At 59.1% G+C, this 16,917-nt stretch carries 18 protein-coding genes and 2 tRNA genes; 5 read left to right on the forward strand and 15 right to left on the reverse strand.

The genetic code is table 11. The features are described from left to right. The first annotated feature begins 151 nt into the window (after positions 1-151). Positions 152-961, forward strand: coding sequence for a Crp/Fnr family transcriptional regulator (locus GCN75_RS09775; protein ID WP_099411578.1), 810 nt, complete (start codon positions 152-154; stop codon positions 959-961). A gap of 107 nt (positions 962-1,068) precedes the next feature. On the opposite strand, the gene GCN75_RS09780 is transcribed toward GCN75_RS09775, so the two are convergent. From GCN75_RS09780 to GCN75_RS09835, 12 genes are all read right to left on the reverse strand, one after another. Continuing rightward, entirely contained in the window at positions 1,069-2,484 is a 1,416-nt protein-coding gene (locus tag GCN75_RS09780) for a sensor histidine kinase (protein ID WP_152282364.1), read from the reverse strand. Positions 2,485-2,634: 150 nt separating this feature from the next. After that, the gene (locus GCN75_RS09785) at positions 2,635-3,267 is read right to left on the reverse strand and encodes a response regulator (RefSeq protein ID WP_034783185.1); all 633 of its coding nucleotides are present in this window, start codon (positions 3,265-3,267) and stop codon (positions 2,635-2,637) included. 201 nt (positions 3,268-3,468) lie between these two features. Beyond that, positions 3,469-3,873 carry a MerR family transcriptional regulator gene (locus GCN75_RS09790; protein ID WP_152258879.1) on the reverse strand — a complete coding sequence of 135 codons (405 nt, stop codon included), beginning with the start codon at positions 3,871-3,873 and terminating at the stop codon, positions 3,469-3,471. Positions 3,874-3,883: 10 nt separating this feature from the next. Further along, positions 3,884-4,231: an integration host factor subunit alpha gene (locus GCN75_RS09795; protein ID WP_010399205.1), complete on the reverse strand. Its 348-nt coding sequence runs from the start codon at positions 4,229-4,231 to the stop codon at positions 3,884-3,886. 170 nt (positions 4,232-4,401) lie between these two features. Further along, entirely contained in the window at positions 4,402-6,828 is a 2,427-nt protein-coding gene (gene pheT / locus GCN75_RS09800) for a phenylalanine--tRNA ligase subunit beta (RefSeq protein WP_152282365.1), read from the reverse strand. A gap of 78 nt (positions 6,829-6,906) precedes the next feature. Next, complete coding sequence (gene pheS, locus GCN75_RS09805; RefSeq protein ID WP_034751917.1) at positions 6,907-7,923, reverse strand: phenylalanine--tRNA ligase subunit alpha; 1,017 nt, start codon at positions 7,921-7,923, stop codon at positions 6,907-6,909. Between the two features lie 144 nt (positions 7,924-8,067). After that, complete coding sequence (gene rplT / locus GCN75_RS09810; RefSeq protein ID WP_010399214.1) at positions 8,068-8,427, reverse strand: 50S ribosomal protein L20; 360 nt, start codon at positions 8,425-8,427, stop codon at positions 8,068-8,070. 26 nt (positions 8,428-8,453) lie between these two features. Further along, positions 8,454-8,651, reverse strand: coding sequence for a 50S ribosomal protein L35 (gene rpmI, locus GCN75_RS09815; RefSeq protein WP_038493025.1), 198 nt, complete (start codon positions 8,649-8,651; stop codon positions 8,454-8,456). A 227-nt stretch (positions 8,652-8,878) separates the two neighbouring features. After that, positions 8,879-9,439: a translation initiation factor IF-3 gene (gene infC / locus GCN75_RS09820; RefSeq protein ID WP_405002799.1), complete on the reverse strand. Its 561-nt coding sequence runs from the start codon at positions 9,437-9,439 to the stop codon at positions 8,879-8,881. A 12-nt stretch (positions 9,440-9,451) separates the two neighbouring features. Then, entirely contained in the window at positions 9,452-11,359 is a 1,908-nt protein-coding gene (gene thrS / locus GCN75_RS09825) for a threonine--tRNA ligase (protein WP_152282367.1), read from the reverse strand. A gap of 213 nt (positions 11,360-11,572) precedes the next feature. Next, a tRNA-Val gene (locus GCN75_RS09830) sits at positions 11,573-11,649 on the reverse strand. An 80-nt stretch (positions 11,650-11,729) separates the two neighbouring features. Next, a tRNA-Val gene (locus tag GCN75_RS09835) sits at positions 11,730-11,806 on the reverse strand. Between the two features lie 137 nt (positions 11,807-11,943). Here GCN75_RS09835 and GCN75_RS09840 point away from each other — a divergent pair. Beyond that, the gene (locus GCN75_RS09840; RefSeq protein WP_152282368.1) at positions 11,944-12,408 is read left to right on the forward strand and encodes a hypothetical protein; all 465 of its coding nucleotides are present in this window, start codon (positions 11,944-11,946) and stop codon (positions 12,406-12,408) included. Positions 12,409-12,411: 3 nt separating this feature from the next. On the opposite strand, the gene GCN75_RS09845 is transcribed toward GCN75_RS09840, so the two are convergent. Then, the gene (locus tag GCN75_RS09845) at positions 12,412-13,524 is read right to left on the reverse strand and encodes an acyltransferase family protein (RefSeq protein ID WP_193317436.1); all 1,113 of its coding nucleotides are present in this window, start codon (positions 13,522-13,524) and stop codon (positions 12,412-12,414) included. A gap of 139 nt (positions 13,525-13,663) precedes the next feature. Between GCN75_RS09845 and GCN75_RS09850 the strand changes: the two genes are divergently transcribed. Then, positions 13,664-14,626 (forward strand): M14 family metallopeptidase, encoded by a 963-nt coding sequence (locus GCN75_RS09850; RefSeq protein WP_152282369.1) that lies wholly within the window; start codon positions 13,664-13,666, stop codon positions 14,624-14,626. Between the two features lie 162 nt (positions 14,627-14,788). Here the strand turns inward: GCN75_RS09850 and GCN75_RS09855 are convergent, their stop codons facing one another. Beyond that, complete coding sequence (locus tag GCN75_RS09855; protein ID WP_152282497.1) at positions 14,789-15,118, reverse strand: SMR family transporter; 330 nt, start codon at positions 15,116-15,118, stop codon at positions 14,789-14,791. Between the two features lie 115 nt (positions 15,119-15,233). Then, on the reverse strand, positions 15,234-15,554 hold the full coding sequence (gene sugE / locus GCN75_RS09860) for a quaternary ammonium compound efflux SMR transporter SugE (RefSeq protein ID WP_152258884.1): 321 nt from the start codon (positions 15,552-15,554) through the stop codon (positions 15,234-15,236). A 210-nt stretch (positions 15,555-15,764) separates the two neighbouring features. On the opposite strand from sugE, the gene GCN75_RS09865 reads away from it, so the two are divergent. After that, positions 15,765-16,124: a DUF1304 domain-containing protein gene (locus tag GCN75_RS09865; RefSeq protein WP_152282370.1), complete on the forward strand. Its 360-nt coding sequence runs from the start codon at positions 15,765-15,767 to the stop codon at positions 16,122-16,124. A gap of 155 nt (positions 16,125-16,279) precedes the next feature. Further along, positions 16,280-16,858 (forward strand): hypothetical protein, encoded by a 579-nt coding sequence (locus GCN75_RS29145; RefSeq protein WP_193317438.1) that lies wholly within the window; start codon positions 16,280-16,282, stop codon positions 16,856-16,858. The last annotated feature ends 59 nt before the right edge of the window (positions 16,859-16,917 follow it).

Genomic DNA, 16,917 nt, shown 5'->3' on the forward strand with positions numbered 1-16,917 from the left:
ATGTTCGCCACTTACATAAGCTTTTAAAGTAGCTACATCGCGATCTGCACCGCGCGGTCGAAAAAAACGCTGTTATCCGATGGATGCGGCACGGCTTTCGACCGGCAACGCGGCAGTCGCACTCCGATGTAAAAAGCCTGTGAGGAATACTATGAGCCATACTCAACTTAGCACCCCGGTCCAGAAGAACCAGTTGCTGCCGCGCGCCATGCCGGCGGCCGGACGGGAAATCAAGCTTGCGTCGCGTGTTAGCCTCAGCAGTGCCCAACAGAATGAATTGCTGGCCGCCCTGCCGCGCGCCGCACTCGAATCGCTGTTCGAAGACCTGGAACTGGTGGAACTGCCTTTCGGCAAGGAACTGTATGCCTACGGTAACAACCTGGAATACAGCTACTTCCCCACCACGGCCATCATTTCGCTGCTGTACGTGATGGAAGACGGCGCCACGACGGAAATCGCCGTCGTCGGCCATGAAGGCGTGGCCGGTGCCTCGCTGCTGGCAGGCGAACGCGCCATGTGCACGGCTGTCGTGCAAAGCGCCGGCTACGGCTACCGCCTGAAGACGCAAAGCCTGCGCGATGCCTTCAACCAAGGCGGCGCCCTGCCCCAGCTGCTGATGCGCTACACCAACGCCCTGTTTGCCCAAATGGCGCAGAACGCCGTCGGCGGCCGCCACAGCTCGATCGAGCAAAAGCTGTGCCGCTGGCTGCTGGACCGCCTGGACCGTTCGCCATCGAACGAATTGAAAGTGACGCAAGAGCTGATTTCCATCATGCTGGGCGTGCGCCGCGAAAGCATCACGGCCGCCGCCGGCAAGCTGCAGGAAGAAGGCTTGATCCATTATCGCCGCGGCAATATCACGGTACTGGACCGCGCCGGCCTGGAATGCTATGCGGGCGAGTGCTACAAGGTCGCCAAGACGGAATACGACCGCCTGCTGCGCGACGTCTCGCGCTGCTGATGCGCTACTGATGCGCCGCTGCCGCCAGGCCGGCAGCATGGATAAAAAAATGGCCGGGCTGCATGCCCGGCCATTTTTTTGTCTCAATTTTTTTATCTCAAGAAAAATTACACCTCGGCATCCGCGTCGATGTCTTCCGGCTCCGGCGTCAGCGGCAGCGGAATCACGGCTTCCACGCACGTACCCTTGCCTTCCGGCCCCTGGCGCACGGTCAGGGTACCGCCCAGCAGCAAGGCCCGCTCGCGCATGCCCAGCAAGCCGTGCGACATGGGTTTTTGCAGGGCATCTTCCGTGATGCCGATGCCGTCGTCGATCACGCGCAGCACCAGGCCATGCTCGTTGCGCTTCAAGGTCACGCTGACCATGCCGGCGCGCGCATATTTGAGGATGTTCGTCAGCGATTCCTGCACGATGCGGAACAGGGCGATCGTCAGGGTAGCTTCGCGGTTGTCGATATTGATGGCCACGTCCGTATCGCAGCGCACCGAACTCATGCGCGTAAAATCCTCGCAATAGCTTTCGATGGCGGCGCACAGGCCCAGGTTGTCCAGCAGGCTGGGCCGCAGGTCTTCGACGATGCGGCGCTTGAGTTCCACCGTTTCCAGCAAGGTGGCCTTGGCGCGGCGCAATTGTGCCGCCAGTTCCGGCTGCGTGTGCGCCAGTTGCTGCGTGACGGCGCCCAGGTCCATGCTGATCGACGTCAGATTCGCGCCCAGCTCATCGTGCAGCTCGCGCGCCAGGCGCGCCTTTTCCACTTCGTTGACGCTGATCAAATGGCGCGACAGCACGGATAACTGCTCCGTGCGCTTGCTGACCGTCGATTCCAGTGTGTCGTTGGCATTTTGCAAAGCATACTCGACGGCCGCGCGGTTCTGGAAGCTGCGCCGCACCAGCTGGTAGAACATGATCAGCACGAGGATGGCCAAGGCATTGATGCCGATGCCGAGCAGCACGGCTTTCTGGTACTCATGATAAAAGGCGGCACTGCCGGACGACAGCGCTTCATTCTGCTCGCGCGTCATGATCACCACCTGCAGGCGGATTTCATCCATGGTGGCGCGGTCATCGGTCACGCGCGAAATGTTGACGATCTCGGCCAGCCCGCCCTGCTTGTAGACCTCGATCGACTGTTGCAGCATCGACATCTTGCGACGGATCAAGCTTTGCAGCTGGCCCAGGTTTTTCAGCTGGGTGGGACTGCCCGCAAGCAAGGTTTGCAGCTCGTTGAATTCATTCTCGATTTCGGTGGAAGCCGTCTTCGACGGTCCCAGATACGTTTCGGAGCCGGAAATGAAATAGCCGCGCAAGCTGCTTTCCGCATCGAGCACGAGCACGTTCAAATACTGCAGGCGGTCCGCCACGCGGGCGCTCTGGCTGAGCAAGGCGTTCGTGCCCTTCAGCGACTGCAGGTTATGGAAGAGACTGAAACCATTGAGTACAAGCAACAAGGCGCAAGTCACGCACAGGATCGTCTTGTAGAGGGGCAGGCGGTGATTCGGGGCCGGTTCAACGGTGAAATACATCCTGATGTGCATCCTTAGCAAGGTTCGGCGCGGGAAAAAGCGCCGGCGCCGGCCAATTATAATCCTCGCCACAGACTGCTGCACTGCACAACATCAAGTTGTGCCGGCTAGCTGGCTGCGCGATCATGCTGCCATGATCGCACCGCTACGCTAGTCAAGCAAATTGTTTTTCATTGCGTAATAGGTCAAGTCGCTGTTGGATTGCAAGCCCATTTTTTCCATGATGCGCGTACGGTAAGTACTCACCGTCTTGATGCTCAGCGACAAGGCCACACCGATATCGGACACGGTGGCGCCCCGCGCCAGGCGCAAAAAGACCTGGAATTCGCGGTCCGACAATTCCGTATGCAGGGCCGCGTTCGTGTCGCGGTCGAACGACTGCGCCAGCAATTCGCCCACGGTGGAGCTGACGTAGCGGCGCCCCTGGAACACGGTGCGCACGGCCGTCATCAGCTCATCGGCTTCGCATTCCTTGTTCAGATAGCCATTCGCGCCCATCTTGAACAAGTTCAATGCATATTGCTGCGCGGGATAGCCGCTCAGTATCAGCACGGGCAATTCCGGCTGGCCCTGGCGGATCGTGCGCAGGGTATCGATGCCGCTCTGGTCGGGCATGGCGATATCGAGCAACAGCACATCGCAAATCTCGCGGCGGGCGATATCGAGCGCTTCGCGCCCCGTACCGGCTTCCGCCACGACACTGAAATCGCTCGACGACGAAAAAATCTGTTTGAATCCAGCTCGTACTATTTGGTGATCATCACAAATGGCAACGCGTATCATTGTTTCCCCTTAAATTTTCCTGGCCTGGGAAAGACTACCGGAACCTGAACGCTGCTCCGGTTCAGCGTCACTAACAAAAACGCAACATTAACATTATATTCAAAATATGACGCACCGTACGTTACCGGCAACGCCCGGGCGGCAAGCCCATGCAGCTTGGTCAGCCCGTATCGGACAACCCGACCTATATTGGTACAAATCTTATTTTAGCAAGTTTAAAATCGCAATTAATTCATTCCGTATCCACACGCGGTCCAGCGGCGCTTCCTGCGGCAAGACGGGCAAGGCCGGCAGCACAGGCAATTCGTCCGGGACGGCATGCGATGCGCCACGGCTATCGAGCTTGTTGCGCGCGCCGCTGATGGTAAAGCCCTGCTCGTACAGCAGTTCGCGGATGCGGCGTATCAACAGCACTTCATGGTGCTGATAATACCGGCGGTTGCCACGTCGTTTGACCGGCTTGAGCTGGGAAAACTCCTGCTCCCAGTAGCGCAATACATGCGGTTTGACGCCGCACAACTCGCTCACCTCGCCGATCGTGAAATAGCGTTTCGCCGGAATGGGCGGCAAGGCGATCAACTCGGTTTTACTGATGCGCTCGTTCATCGCCACTCACTCAGGCAGCACGGGCCAGCGGACTGGTCTCTTCGACCATGCTTTTCAGCTTCTGGCTCGCATGAAAGGTCACGACACGGCGTGCCGTGATGGGTATCTCTTCGCCCGTCTTCGGATTGCGGCCCGGCCGTTGCGGCTTGTCGCGCAACTGGAAATTGCCGAAACCGGACAACTTGACGGCCTCGCCCCGCTCCAGCGCATTGCGGATCTCGTCGAAAAAGGTCTCGACCATATCTTTCGCTTCGCGCTTGTTCAGGCCCACTTGCTCGAACAACAGTTCGGCCAGCTCCGCCTTGGTCAAGGTGGGTAAATCTTTTTCCGCTTCCTGGCGCACTTTGGCAACCAGCATGGCCCGATGCAGATCGGCGGCCAGTGCGGATTGCAGTACGGCGGAATCAACGTCGCTATTATTAATTTTCCTGCCCTGCCTTTTCTGTGCGCCCGAGCCCGCCACATGGCAAGCTCGTCTACGGTTGACGACGGAAAGGCCGTCACGCTGGGCGACGGCCGATCCGGTAATTACGAACGCAATTTCGCGTCGTGGCCCTGCTTGGCCGCATCGATCAGGACAGCCATCAGGCCATCGACGACATCGTCTTGCAGGGTGTTTTGAGTATCTTGCAAGCTAATCCGGAAAGCAAGGCTTTTTTCATCCGCTTCCAGCCCTTTTCCACGATATTCATCAAATAAAACAATGGCTTGCACGATACGCGCTGCCGGGCTCGCCTTGGCGGCGGCGTGAAAGCTGTCGAGCAGATCCTGCACAGCCACCGATTGCTTGACGACGACGGCCAGGTCGCGGCTGGCGCCAGGGAATTTCGAGATTTCCTGGTACACGGGCACGATGCGTTGCGTCAGGGCAGCAGCGTCGACTTCGAACAGCACGGGCGCCAGCGGCAAGTCATACTTTTGCATCCAGCGCGGGTGCAGTTCGCCGATGAAACCGATGACCTTGCCATCGAGTTCCACGTTGGCCGAACGGCCCGGATGCAGGGCCGGATGCTCCGCCTTGGTGAAACGCAAGACCAGGGGCGCAAACAGCGCTTCCAGATCCGCCTTCACGTCGAAGAAGTCGACCGTGCGTGCAGCCTGGCCCCACTGCTCGTCCGCCACCGCGCCGTAGGCCATGGCCGCCACGCGTTTTGGCTGCGCGTAGCCTGCCACCGACAAGGGACCGTTTTCCACGCTGTCGTCGCGCTGGTAGATGGCGCCCACTTCGAAGATACGCACGCGGTTCGTCTTGCGGTTCAGGTTGTAGCGCACATTGGCGATCAGGCTGCCGATCAGCGAGGAGCGCATCACGCTCATCTGGCTGGCGATCGGGTTCTGCAATTTGATCGGGTTCGTATTGCCCGAGAAATCGCGCTCCCATGCCGTATCGACAAAGCTCATGTTAACCACTTCCTGGAAACCCAGGTCAGCCAGCTCATGACGCACCGCAAACAAGGAGCGGGTATTTTCTGGTGCAATCTGCATCACGTTTGCGGCCACGGGCGGCAAGGTCGGGATGTTTTCAAAACCATATACGCGCGCCACTTCCTCGATCAAGTCTTCCTCGATCTCGATGTCGAAACGATAGCTGGGCGACGTCACGGAAAACACGCCGTCGGCCAGGGTGAATGGCAGGGCCAGGCGCGTGAAGATATCGGCGATCAGCTCGTCGTTGAGCGGCACGCCGATGACTTTTTGCGCGCGCGCCGTGCGCATCGTCACAGGCTGGCGCTGCGGCAAGTTCACCACGTGGTCATCGACGGGGCCGACGGTCGTGGCCGGCGTGCCGCAGATTTCCACGATCAAGGCCGTGATGCGCTCGATGTGCTCGACGGTGGTGGCGAAATCGACGCCGCGCTCGAAGCGGTGCGCCGCATCGGTGGAGAAATTCAGGCGGCGTGCGCGGCCTTGAATCGCGTTCGGCCACCAGAATGCCGCTTCCAGGTAGATGCTGTCCGTATCGTCCGAAACGGAACTGGCGTCGCCGCCCATGATGCCGGCCAGCGATTCGATTTCCTGGTCATCGGCAATGACGCCGAGCCACTCGTCGACGGCAATGGTGTTGCCGTTCAACAGCTTGACGGACTCGCCCGCCTTGCCCCAGCGCACGTCCAGGCTGCCGTGGATCTTCGCCAAATCAAACACGTGGCTGGGACGGCCCAGTTCCAGCATGACATAGTTGGAAATGTCGACCAGGGCCGACAGCGGACGCTGGCCGCTGCGCTCGAGGCGCTGCTTCATCCAGTCCGGCGTGGCTGCCCTGGCGTTCAAGCCGCGGATGACGCGGCCCGTGAAACGGCCGCACAGGTTCGGCGCGCTGACTTTCACTGGCAACACTTCATCGCTGGACACCGGCACGGTGCGGAACTGCGGCGTATTCAGGGGCACGCCCGTGAGCGCCGACACTTCGCGCGCCACGCCCAGCACGGACAGGCAGTCCGCCTTGTTTGGCGTCAACTTGATGGTGAATTTCAAGTCGTTGAGCGCAAAGTAATCGCGGAAATTCTGGCCGATCGGCGCGTCGTCCGGCAATTCCATCAAGCCGGCGTTTTCTTCCGACAATTTCAATTCGCGCGCGGAGCACAGCATGCCTTGCGACTCGACGCCGCGCAGCTGGCCTACCTTGATTTCAAACGGCTTGCCATCGGCGCCAGGGGGCAGCACGGCACCCGCCATCGCGCACACGACTTTCAAGCCCGGGCGCACATTCGGCGCGCCGCAAACGATGTTGAGCATGGTGCCCGTGCCGACATCGACCTGGCACACATTCAGGCGGTCCGCATTCGGATGTTTTTCCATCTCCAGGACCAGGCCCACCACCACGTTCGAGAACGGCGGGGCGACAGGATCGACGTCCTCGACTTCGAGACCGGACATGGTCAGCAGATGGGCCAGTTCGTCCGAAGTCATCTTCGGATCGACCATGGTACGGAGCCAGTTTTCGGAAAATTGCATAATCAAGCCTTCAAAGGGTCAAAGCTCACAGCGCGAGCGCACAGGCGCTCAAGCGCCATGAATCAAACGGAACAATGCTTAGTTGAACTGCTTCAGGAAACGCAAGTCGCCTTCATAAAACAGACGCAGGTCGTTGATGCCGTAACGCAGCATCGTCAAGCGTTCCAGGCCGGAGCCGAAAGCAAAACCGATGAATTTCTCGGGATCGAGGCCGAAGTTCTTCACCACGGTCGGATGTACCTGGCCGGCGCCAGACACTTCCAGCCAGCGGCCTTTCAGCGGGCCCGAACCGAAGGCGATGTCGATCTCGGCCGACGGTTCCGTAAACGGGAAGTACGACGGACGGAAGCGCACTTGCAGGTCGTCCGTCTCGAAGAAGGCCTTGACGAAATTCAGGTACACGCCCTTCAGGTCGGCAAAGCTGATATCTTCGGCGATCCACAGGCCTTCGACCTGGTGGAACATGGGCGAATGGGTGGCGTCGCTGTCGACGCGGTAGGTGCGGCCCGGCGCGATGACCTTGATCGGCGGCGTGTGCGTGCGCGCATAGCGCACCTGCATCGGGCTCGTGTGCGTGCGCAGCAGCAAGGGCTTGCCATCGGTGTCGTTGCCATCGATGTAGAACGTATCCTGCATGGAACGGGCTGGGTGGTTTTCCGGGCTGTTGAGCGCCGTGAAATTGGTCCAGTCGTTCTCGATTTCGGGGCCGTCGGCCACGTCGAAACCGATGGAGCGGAAGATTTCCTCGACCCGCTCCCACGTGCGCATCACGGGATGGATGCCGCCGGGCATGCGGCCACGGCCTGGCAGGGTCACGTCGATCGCTTCGGCGTTCAGACGGCCTTGCATCTGGGCATCGGCCAGCGCATCACGGCGCGCCGTCAGCGCGTCCTCGATCTGCACTTTGACGGCGTTGATCAGGGCGCCCTGCGCCTTGCGCGCGTCCGGGTCCAGCTTGCCCAGGCCCTTCATCATTTCAGTAATCTGGCCAGTCTTGCCCAGGTAGCGGGCTTTGGCGTTTTCAAGTGCGGCAGCGTCTGCGGCGGCGATAAAGTCAGCCTGGGCCGAGACGACGAGTTCTTCTAGGGAGTTCATGCGGCATTTCCTGTTTTGGACATCAATTCTGGACTCAGTTATCTAAAATCCAACAATCAAAAACGGAAACGGGGCATAAGGTTCACACCTCTGCCCCGCTCTTTATAACGTCACCCTGCGGATGACGTTGTGCAATGACCGTGCTTACGCAGCGATTTTTGCTTTAACTGCGTTGACAATCGCAGCGAATGCTGGCTTGTCCATCACAGCCATATCGGCCAGGACTTTACGGTCCAGTTCGATATTTGCTTTTTTCAAGCCGTTCATGAATACGCTGTACGTTACGCCATGCTCACGGGAAGCAGCGTTGATACGGGCGATCCACAGGCGGCGGAAAACGCGCTTCTTGTTGCGGCGATCGCGGTAAGCGTATTGGCCAGCGCGCATAACTGCTTGCTTGGCAACACGGTATACACGGCTGCGGCGACCACGGTAGCCTTTAGCTTGAACAAGAATCTTCTTATGACGGGCACGAGCTGTAACCCCACGTTTTACTCTAGGCATAGTAACTCCTTAAATTGAGTGTGAGATTAAGCAGTCGGCATCATGCGCATGACGGATGTGACATCCGATGCGTTGATGTTACGGGTACCGCGCAACTGACGTTTGTTTTTGGTGGTTTTCTTGGTCAGGATGTGGCGTTTGAACGCGTGACCCGACTTGACTGTTCCACCTGGACGCACGCGAAAACGTTTTTTCGCGGAGCTTTTGGTCTTCATTTTAGGCATAGCAATCTGTCCTCTTACGGACAGCTCCATTTATAACAGGATTGCAGGTGGCAACACGACGCTGCGCTTAGATGCCTGCTTTCACATGTTGTGCAGCGGATGCGAGTCCACTACAGTTTGCGCGGCCCGGACATTACTGGCCGGGCCGCGCAAATTCTGCCTGGGGTTTGACGTCGCGCCAATGCTGGCACGCGCAGTTTCCACCCACAGTAAAACGCTATTGTAACTTACTTCTTCCTCTTAGGCGAAAGAACCATGATCATTTGGCGGCCTTCCATCTTCGGGAACTGCTCGACCTGACCGTACGGCTCCAGATCGGCTTTCAGACGTTCCAGCATGCGGAAGCCAATATCCTGATGCGCCATTTCACGACCGCGGAAACGCAGCGTGATTTTGGTTTTATCGCCATCCTCAAGGAACTTGATGAGATTACGCAACTTGATATTGTAGTCACCATCATCAGTCCCCGGACGGAATTTGACTTCCTTCACGAGGATGATCTTTTGCTTCAATTTGGCTTCGTGAGCTTTCTTTTGCTCCGAATACTTAAATTTACCGTAGTCCATCAAACGGCACACCGGTGGCTGCGCGGTAGGCGCAATTTCCACCAGGTCGACGTTTGCCTCTTCCGCCAGGCGGAAGGCTTCAGCCAAACTTACGATACCGAGTGGCTCGTTATCGACCCCGCTTAAACGCATTTCAGGGGCAGTGATTTCGCCATTGATGCGATGTGACTTGTCAGTAGCTATTGTAATTTCCTTTAAAAATCTTGTAAGACGGTCGTGCAGCGAGTTTCCTCGTCAGGCCTTGGTGTCGACTTCATGTTTGAGTCGCTCTATCAGGGCATCGACGGACATGACGCCCAGATCGACATTGCCCCGCGCCCGCACGGCCACTGTATTCGCATCCCGCTCTTTGTCGCCAATCACTAAGATGTAAGGCAATTTTTGTACGGAATGTTCACGTATTTTATAGGTAATCTTCTCGTTACGCAAATCAGCCTGTACGCGCAGCCCCGCTTTGCGCAGTTTTGTTGTTACTTCTTGTACATAATCAGCTTGAGCGTCGGAAATATTCAACACCGACACTTGCACTGGCGACAACCACAGCGGCATGGCGCCCGCATAGTGTTCGATCAGGATGCCGATGAAACGTTCCAGCGAACCCACGATCGCGCGGTGCAGCATGATGGGCACCTGGCGCGTGTTGTCCACGGCCACGTATTCGGCACCCAGACGGCCCGGCATCGACGGGTCGATCTGCACGGTACCCACTTGCCATGCGCGGCCCAGGCTGTCTTTCAGGTGGTATTCGATCTTCGGACCGTAGAATGCGCCCTCGCCCGGCAATTCCGTCCATTCCACGCCACAGGCGCGCAGGGCCGAACGCAGGGATTCCTCGGCAAAATCCCACGACTCTTCCGTACCGATGCGGTTATCGGGACGCAAGGCCAGTTTCACATCGATATTCGTAAAGCCGAAAGCCGTGTACACATCCATCGCCTGCTGGTGGAACGCCGTCACTTCGCCGGCGATCTGCTCTTCCAGGCAGAAGATGTGGCCGTCATCCTGCGTAAAGCCGCGCACGCGCATCATGCCGTGCAAGGCGCCCGATGGCTCGTTGCGGTGGCATTGGCCGAATTCGCCGTAGCGCAATGGCAAGTCGCGGTAGCTGCGCATGCCATTGTTGAAAATCTGGATATGGCCAGGGCAATTCATCGGTTTCAGCGCATAGGCACGGTTTTCCGATTCCGTGATGAACATGTTTTCACGATAATTATCCCAGTGGCCGGTTTTTTCCCACAGGCCACGGTCGAGAATCTGCGGCGCCTTGACTTCCTGGTAGCCGTTGACCTGGTACACATTGCGCATGTATTGCTCAACCTGCTGCCAGATCGACCAGCCTTTCGGGTGCCAGAAGATCAGGCCCGGCGCTTCTTCCTGGAAATGGAAGAAATCGAGCTGCTTGCCCAGTTTGCGGTGATCGCGCTTTTCCGCCTCTTCCAGGTTGTGCAGATACAGTTCCTGGTCTTCCTTCTTGGCCCAGGCCGTGCCATAGATACGCTGCAGCATCTCGTTTTTCGAGTCGCCGCGCCAGTAGGCGCCGGCCAGCTTCATCAGCTTGAACACTTTCAGCTTGCCCGTCGATGGCACGTGGGGGCCGCGGCACAAGTCCGTGAACTTGCCTTCGGAATACAGCGACACTTCCTGGTCGGCCGGGATCGAGCCGATCAGCTCAGCCTTGTACGCTTCGCCGATGCCCTTGAAGTATTCGATGGCTTCGTCGCGGGCCACAACCTTGCGCGTGACTTGCTCGTCCTTCTTGGCCAGTTCCGCCATTTTCTTTTCGATCGCCGTCAGATCTTCCGGCGTGAACGGGCGCTTGTAGGCGAAGTCATAGTAAAAGCCGTTGTCGATCACGGGACCGATGGTCACTTGCGCTTCCGGGAACAATTCCTTGACGGCGTACGCCAGCAAGTGGGCCGTCGAGTGGCGGATCACTTCCAGACCATCGGCATCCTTGTCCGTGACAATCGCCAGTTCCGCGTCTTGCTCGATCAGATAGGAGGTGTCGACCAGCTTGCCGTCGACCTTGCCCGCCAGGGCAGCTTTGGCCAGGCCGGTACCAATATTGGCCGCAACCTGGGCCACGGTGACCGGGCCGTCAAATTGACGGGCGGAACCATCGGGAAGTCGGATTGTAAGCATATTGATCTCCATATCGGCGCTGGCGCCAGGTAAAACTGCAATGAGTGATGGGTAAAATAACTGAAAGGAAAACGCAGACGCAAAAAAACGCGGACTAGCCGCGTTTTTCACTTTCTTGAGACAAAGGAAACCCGTTCGACTAGCGTCACTCCCAAAGCTTGGTAGTAGTTCGCGGTGTCATAACCGGTTTTACCTTTCTCTCTAACTGCATTCTGGTGGGCGGTGAGGAATTCGAATCCCCGACCCCTTGGATGTCGACCAAGTATTCTAACCAGCTGAACTAACCGCCCGTAAAACTTTTGTTGATCATTGTATTTCAAATGACCGCTTGCGGCTTGCGCCAGCTTAAAAACCATCTACTGCAAAATTCTGGTGGGCGGTGAGGAATTCGAATCCCCGACCCCTTGGATGTCGACCAAGTATTCTAACCAGCTGAACTAACCGCCCCGAAGACCAGCATTATAGAGAGGCTTTCCCAGAATGACAAGGGCTGTTTTGCAGGAAACTTTAATCATTTCTCCGGGCGTCAGCCTCCTTTATATGGAGTGGGCCCGGGACACCTGGAATGCCGCTAGAATCGGGGCATGAACTCCACCTTATTAGCCTGGCTGAAAACCCTGAGCCGCGTCTGCGGTTTCGAAACGGCCGACTCCTTCCCTCCCGGCCATCCGTATGCGCGCACGCGCTGGAATGCGGCGTACTTCGATATCGCTTCCGACGTCAAACCCGACGAGATGGAACGGCGCATCTGCGCGGCCATCGCCAACACGCCGAGCGTCTTCGCCTATATCGCCAATCCCACGCCGCGAATGCAGCGGGCGCTGCTGAACGTGATCCACGACCGGCTGCGGCGCCAGCCCGGCGCGGGCGCCACGGACCTGGTGTTGTTGCTGATCAATGCCTATGCCAGCGAGCACATCACGGAAGCCGTGCCCGGCTTGCGCACACTGATCTACAACACGGAGCAGGAAGACACGAACCTGCGCGTGCATGCCATCCTGGAATTGCTGGTAGGCACGCCACGGGGGCTCGACGTGATCGACATGTAGTCTTCACGCATGATTGGCGGGCACATAGCGCGCCCGCCAGCGCATGAACGGCGTTTCCACCACGCTATATAAGAGCCAGCCCGTGGCGATGCTGAGAATAATCATGACCAGCATGGCAGGCAGGCTGTCCGGCCCGTAGCCAAGATCCTGCAGCACGGGACGCAGCACGATGCACAACTGCTTGTGCAGCAAATAGATCGCATACGACCACAGGGCCAGACTGGCCGCGCCCGGCACGCGCACCCGGTACAGCAGACTGGCGGGGCTCAGCGCAGCGACCAGCAGCAAGGCAAAACTGGCAGCCAGGGCTGGATAGCCGAACACAGTCACCCAATAGCCATAGTGATCGGTCAGAAACACATAAAACATCAGCGCCGTCCCGGCCATTCCCGCCAGCAAGGTGCGATTGCCGTGCGACGTGAGACGCGCCCACGCGGCCGGGTGGTAATTTTTCAGCAGCGCCAGCGCCACGCCCGCCACCAGCTCGTCGAAGCGGCACCACGAGGCATAGTAAATGTACTTGTAATAGCCGAGGCCGCCGCGCGGCACGTGCACATATTCCTCCCACAGATACGCGCGCAGCAGCATGCCCACGATAAAGCTGGCGGCCACGGCCAGCCACGCCCACAGCAGCGACTTGCGGCAGGCGGCAATCAGCAGCGCCACGGCGGGCAGCAGCACGTAGAACTGCTCTTCCACGCACAAGGACCAGGCATGGGAAAACGCCGTGCCCGGCGTCAGGTTGATGTTTTGCGTAAACGTCAGGAATTTCCACAGCGGCAGCAGCGCGCTGTCGCCGCGAAACGCGGGCCACAAATAATACAGGGCCAGCACGACATAGAAATTGGGCAAGGTGCGCAGAAAGCGCCGCGCATAGAAACGGGGCAAGGAAAATCCGTGCGCGCTGCGCAGGGCAGCAAAGATCTGGTTGCCGATCAAATAGCCGCTGAGGGCAAAGAACAGGTCCACGCCCGTCCAGCCGATCTCTCCCCAGAAACCGAATGCCCCGCCGTCGCTGACGAACAGCAAATAATGATTCATGAATACGAGCACGATGGCCAGCGCGCGCAAGGTATCGAGGCCGGACAGGCGCAGGGAAGATGGGGAAGACGGCATGAATATCAGCAAGGGAAAACAACGGTGGCGCCGATCATGCCACGCCAGAGGGCGGCATGGCCACATTTTTGCGGGCGCCTGCCGCGAATCCCGCTAAAATATGCCGACCCCGCTTTCCCTTCCCGCAACAGCATAGGATATGTCCAGCATGAGCAGCGCACTCCACTTCAAGTCCATCAACTACACGGGCCAAGGCAGCGGCCCGCGCCTGATCGTCACGGGCGCCGTGCACGGCAATGAAACCTGCGGCACCAAGGGCATCCACCGCGTGATGGCTGAACTCGACAGCGGTGCCCTCTCCATCGTGGCCGGCAGCGTCACCTTCGTGCCCATCACCAATCCGCTGGCCTACGCCAAGGGCGTGCGCAGCGGCGACCGCAACCTGAACCGCAATCTGTTCCCGAACGACAATCCGCAGGATTTCGAAGACCGCATCGCCAATTGGCTGTGCCCGCTGCTGGGCCAGCACGACGTGCTGCTGGACTTGCACTCGTTCAATGCCGACAGCCAGCCTTTCGTGATGGTGGGACCGCGCAACAACGATGGTCCGCTGCAACCGTTCAAGCATGAAGACAAGGAACGCGCACTGGCTCGCCGCCTGGGCGTGCGCCGCTTCGTCGACGGCTGGCTGCATGCCTATGGCCAGGGCGTGCAGCGCCGCCTGGGCAATAGCGACCAGGTGGGCCTGGTCTTGCGCTATGGCGTGGGCACGACGGAATACATGCGCTCGACAGGCGGCTACGCCCTGACCCTGGAATGCGGCCAGCACGCGGACCCGGCCGCGCCGGACGTGGCTTACCGCGCCATCATGAACACCCTCGCCTTCCTGGGCTTCATCGACGCGCCGCAGCCGCAAGCCATCGCGGATGCCGACATGGAAGCGCTGAACATGGTCGTCGTGCACGACAAGCTGCATGCAGACGACCGCTTCATCAAGACCTGGTCCAGCTTTGACAAGGTACAACAGGGCGAGCAGATCGGCGTGCGCGCGGACGGCACGCCCGTGACGGCCGAATTCGACGCCTACATCCTGTTCCCGGACGTCAACGCGCAAGCCAATGCCGAGTGGTATTACCTGGCGCGGGTGGCCAGCAGCTTTTGATTAGGGCCTGTTCCAGCAGGGAGCGTCATCTGCTGGCAGTTCATCAGGAGGGCGGACAAGGCGTGAGGAGGACGCGTGGCGAGCCACGCGACGACGATCAGTGCAGGTCCCCGCTCCTGAGGCGCGCCAGCAGCGGATGTATTCATCTGCTGGGATAGGCTCTTAGTGGCCCACCGACTTGGAAAACAAGTTGATGACAAGCACGCCGGCAATGATCAGCCCCAGGCCGATCAAGGCCGGCGTGTCCAGGCTTTGCTTGAACCAGAACCAGCCCACGGCGGAAATGAGCACGATGCCCACGCCGGACCAGATCGCGTACACGATGCCGGTAGGAATGACCTTCAAGGTCAGCGACAGGCACCAGAAGGCAATGCCGTAGCCAATCACGGTGATGATACTGGGCACCAGACGGCTGAAACCGTCGGACGCCTTCAAGGCGCTGGTGGCGATGACTTCGGCGATGATGGCGATGGCCAGGTAGAAATACGTCATGGCGAGGCTCATGCGACAGTCCTTTCAAGGTAAATAAAAACAACAACGCCCTGCCCGCCCGCCGCCTGTTCGATCAGGGCGGCGCAACGGCGCAGGGCGTTTCAGGAAAACGGCCTTACTGCGGGCTGAGCAGCTTCAAGCCCAGGATACCGGACACGATCAGCGCGATGCAGGCAATGCGCGCGGCGCTGGCCGGCTCGCCCAGCACCATGATGCCGAAGATGGCCGTGCCCACGGTGCCGATGCCCGTCCAGATCGCATACGCCGTGCCCAGCGGCAAGGTGCGCAAGGCTAGGCCCAGCATCACCACGCTGCCCAGCATGGAAATGGCGGTCAGTACGGATGGCAGGGGGCGGGTAAAACCGGCGCTGTATTTGAGGCCGATGGCCCAGCCGATTTCCAGCAAGCCAGCCAATACCAAAATGATCCACGCCATAGACTTCTCCTGAGGCGGCAGGGTCGTCCCCGCCATGCAGCCCCGTCATCGAGCGGGGTCGTCCCCACAGGAGCAAAGGGAAAAGTATACCATCGGGTGAAAACTCTTGCCGCAAGCACATTTTTCTAGTGCCGCCACTCCAGTCAAAAGTTGCCAAAAAACATGCTGCTGGCCGCATAATCACTGCATCTCAACCATTCAGGAGCGACGATGCACACTCTGGCCCAGGTTCTTACCGCCCTCATCCTGCTGCTGCACGTCTACATCGTGCTGCTGGAAACCGTGCTGTTCGATGCGCGCGGACGCAAGGTCTTTGGCCTGTCCAAGGAAAAGGCGGAGATCGTGCGTCCCGCCATGTCCAACCAGGGCTGCTACAACGGTTTTCTCGTCGCCGCGCTGGCGCTGGGCTTTTTTTACCCGGACGCCGCCATCGCCCATGCATTCACCGTCTTCGGCCTGGCCTGCATCGCCGTGGCCGGCGTGTGGGGCGCGCTCACCGTCATGACGCGCATCCTCTACCTGCAAACGGTGCCTGCCGTCATCGCCTTGCTGCTGCACCACTTTGCCTGATCCTGCCGGGGCGGCCTGCCGGCCGTCACACCCTCCGCCTGCGCATACCCCAAATGGGTGATGTTTCCAAAAAACATGCCCGATACAATTCCTTGTAGCAATAAAAAAGATACCACCAGACACATGGTGACAAGTAATCGTCCACAGGGGAAATCATGCACGCACATCCAACCACCTTTGCCGTCACCTTGCTCGGCTGCCTCATGCTGTCCGCCTGCGGCGGTGGCGGCAGCGACAGTGGCTCGGGCAGCGGCTCCAGCAGTGCCGGCGGCAGCGGCGGCACGTCGGCAAACTGCCAATACACCAACCTGATCGGCGATGCGGAACGCAAGCAGGCCAGCGCCTGCGGCGTCCAGGTATCGGGCAATTACAACCAGGCGGACTCCGGCTACGACAGCGTGGTGGCCGCCTGCAAACAGGGGCAGAAAACCACGGCCGACACCTACTACAGCGGCACCTACCAGAAAATGGTCGACTACGCGCGCGCCGTGAGCAAGGAACTCGGTTGCGGCCAGAACAATGGCACCACCTTGCCCAACAACAGCACGGCAAGCAACTACAATTTCTGCGTCAAAAGCACGACCGTCAATGGTAAGCTCAGCTATGAAGGCGCTTGCTACGGCCCCGTCAAATCCGGCGAAGGCGGCTGCGGCAGCGGCTATAACTATGTGAGCCAGTACGCCAGCCTCAGCACGTGCACGGCGGGCGGCAAGACCTGGCTGGAATCGCGTTAAGGAGGATGGCCGCCGCGGCGGCCCCCTTTGTCTTGTCCACCGCTTGCCGCCATGAGGAT

The organism is Janthinobacterium violaceinigrum (genome assembly GCF_009208555.1).
In the GTDB taxonomy this organism is placed as follows: Bacteria; Pseudomonadota; Gammaproteobacteria; order Burkholderiales; family Burkholderiaceae_D; genus Janthinobacterium; species Janthinobacterium violaceinigrum.

Coding starts and splice junctions, on each gene's coding strand:
- GCN75_RS09775 (WP_099411578.1), top strand. CDS start 152: ATGAGCCATACTCAACTTAGCACCCCGGTCCAGAAGAACCAGTTGCTG.
- GCN75_RS09780 (WP_152282364.1), bottom strand. CDS start 2,484: ATGTATTTCACCGTTGAACCGGCCCCGAATCACCGCCTGCCCCTCTAC.
- GCN75_RS09785 (WP_034783185.1), bottom strand. CDS start 3,267: ATGATACGCGTTGCCATTTGTGATGATCACCAAATAGTACGAGCTGGA.
- GCN75_RS09790 (WP_152258879.1), bottom strand. CDS start 3,873: ATGAACGAGCGCATCAGTAAAACCGAGTTGATCGCCTTGCCGCCCATT.
- GCN75_RS09795 (WP_010399205.1), bottom strand. CDS start 4,231: ATGCTGGTTGCCAAAGTGCGCCAGGAAGCGGAAAAAGATTTACCCACC.
- pheT (WP_152282365.1), bottom strand. CDS start 6,828: ATGCAATTTTCCGAAAACTGGCTCCGTACCATGGTCGATCCGAAGATG.
- pheS (WP_034751917.1), bottom strand. CDS start 7,923: ATGAACTCCCTAGAAGAACTCGTCGTCTCGGCCCAGGCTGACTTTATC.
- rplT (WP_010399214.1), bottom strand. CDS start 8,427: ATGCCTAGAGTAAAACGTGGGGTTACAGCTCGTGCCCGTCATAAGAAG.
- rpmI (WP_038493025.1), bottom strand. CDS start 8,651: ATGCCTAAAATGAAGACCAAAAGCTCCGCGAAAAAACGTTTTCGCGTG.
- thrS (WP_152282367.1), bottom strand. CDS start 11,359: ATGCTTACAATCCGACTTCCCGATGGTTCCGCCCGTCAATTTGACGGC.
- GCN75_RS09840 (WP_152282368.1), top strand. CDS start 11,944: ATGAACTCCACCTTATTAGCCTGGCTGAAAACCCTGAGCCGCGTCTGC.
- GCN75_RS09845 (WP_193317436.1), bottom strand. CDS start 13,524: ATGCCGTCTTCCCCATCTTCCCTGCGCCTGTCCGGCCTCGATACCTTG.
- GCN75_RS09850 (WP_152282369.1), top strand. CDS start 13,664: ATGTCCAGCATGAGCAGCGCACTCCACTTCAAGTCCATCAACTACACG.
- GCN75_RS09855 (WP_152282497.1), bottom strand. CDS start 15,118: ATGACGTATTTCTACCTGGCCATCGCCATCATCGCCGAAGTCATCGCC.
- sugE (WP_152258884.1), bottom strand. CDS start 15,554: ATGGCGTGGATCATTTTGGTATTGGCTGGCTTGCTGGAAATCGGCTGG.
- GCN75_RS09865 (WP_152282370.1), top strand. CDS start 15,765: ATGCACACTCTGGCCCAGGTTCTTACCGCCCTCATCCTGCTGCTGCAC.
- GCN75_RS29145 (WP_193317438.1), top strand. CDS start 16,280: ATGCACGCACATCCAACCACCTTTGCCGTCACCTTGCTCGGCTGCCTC.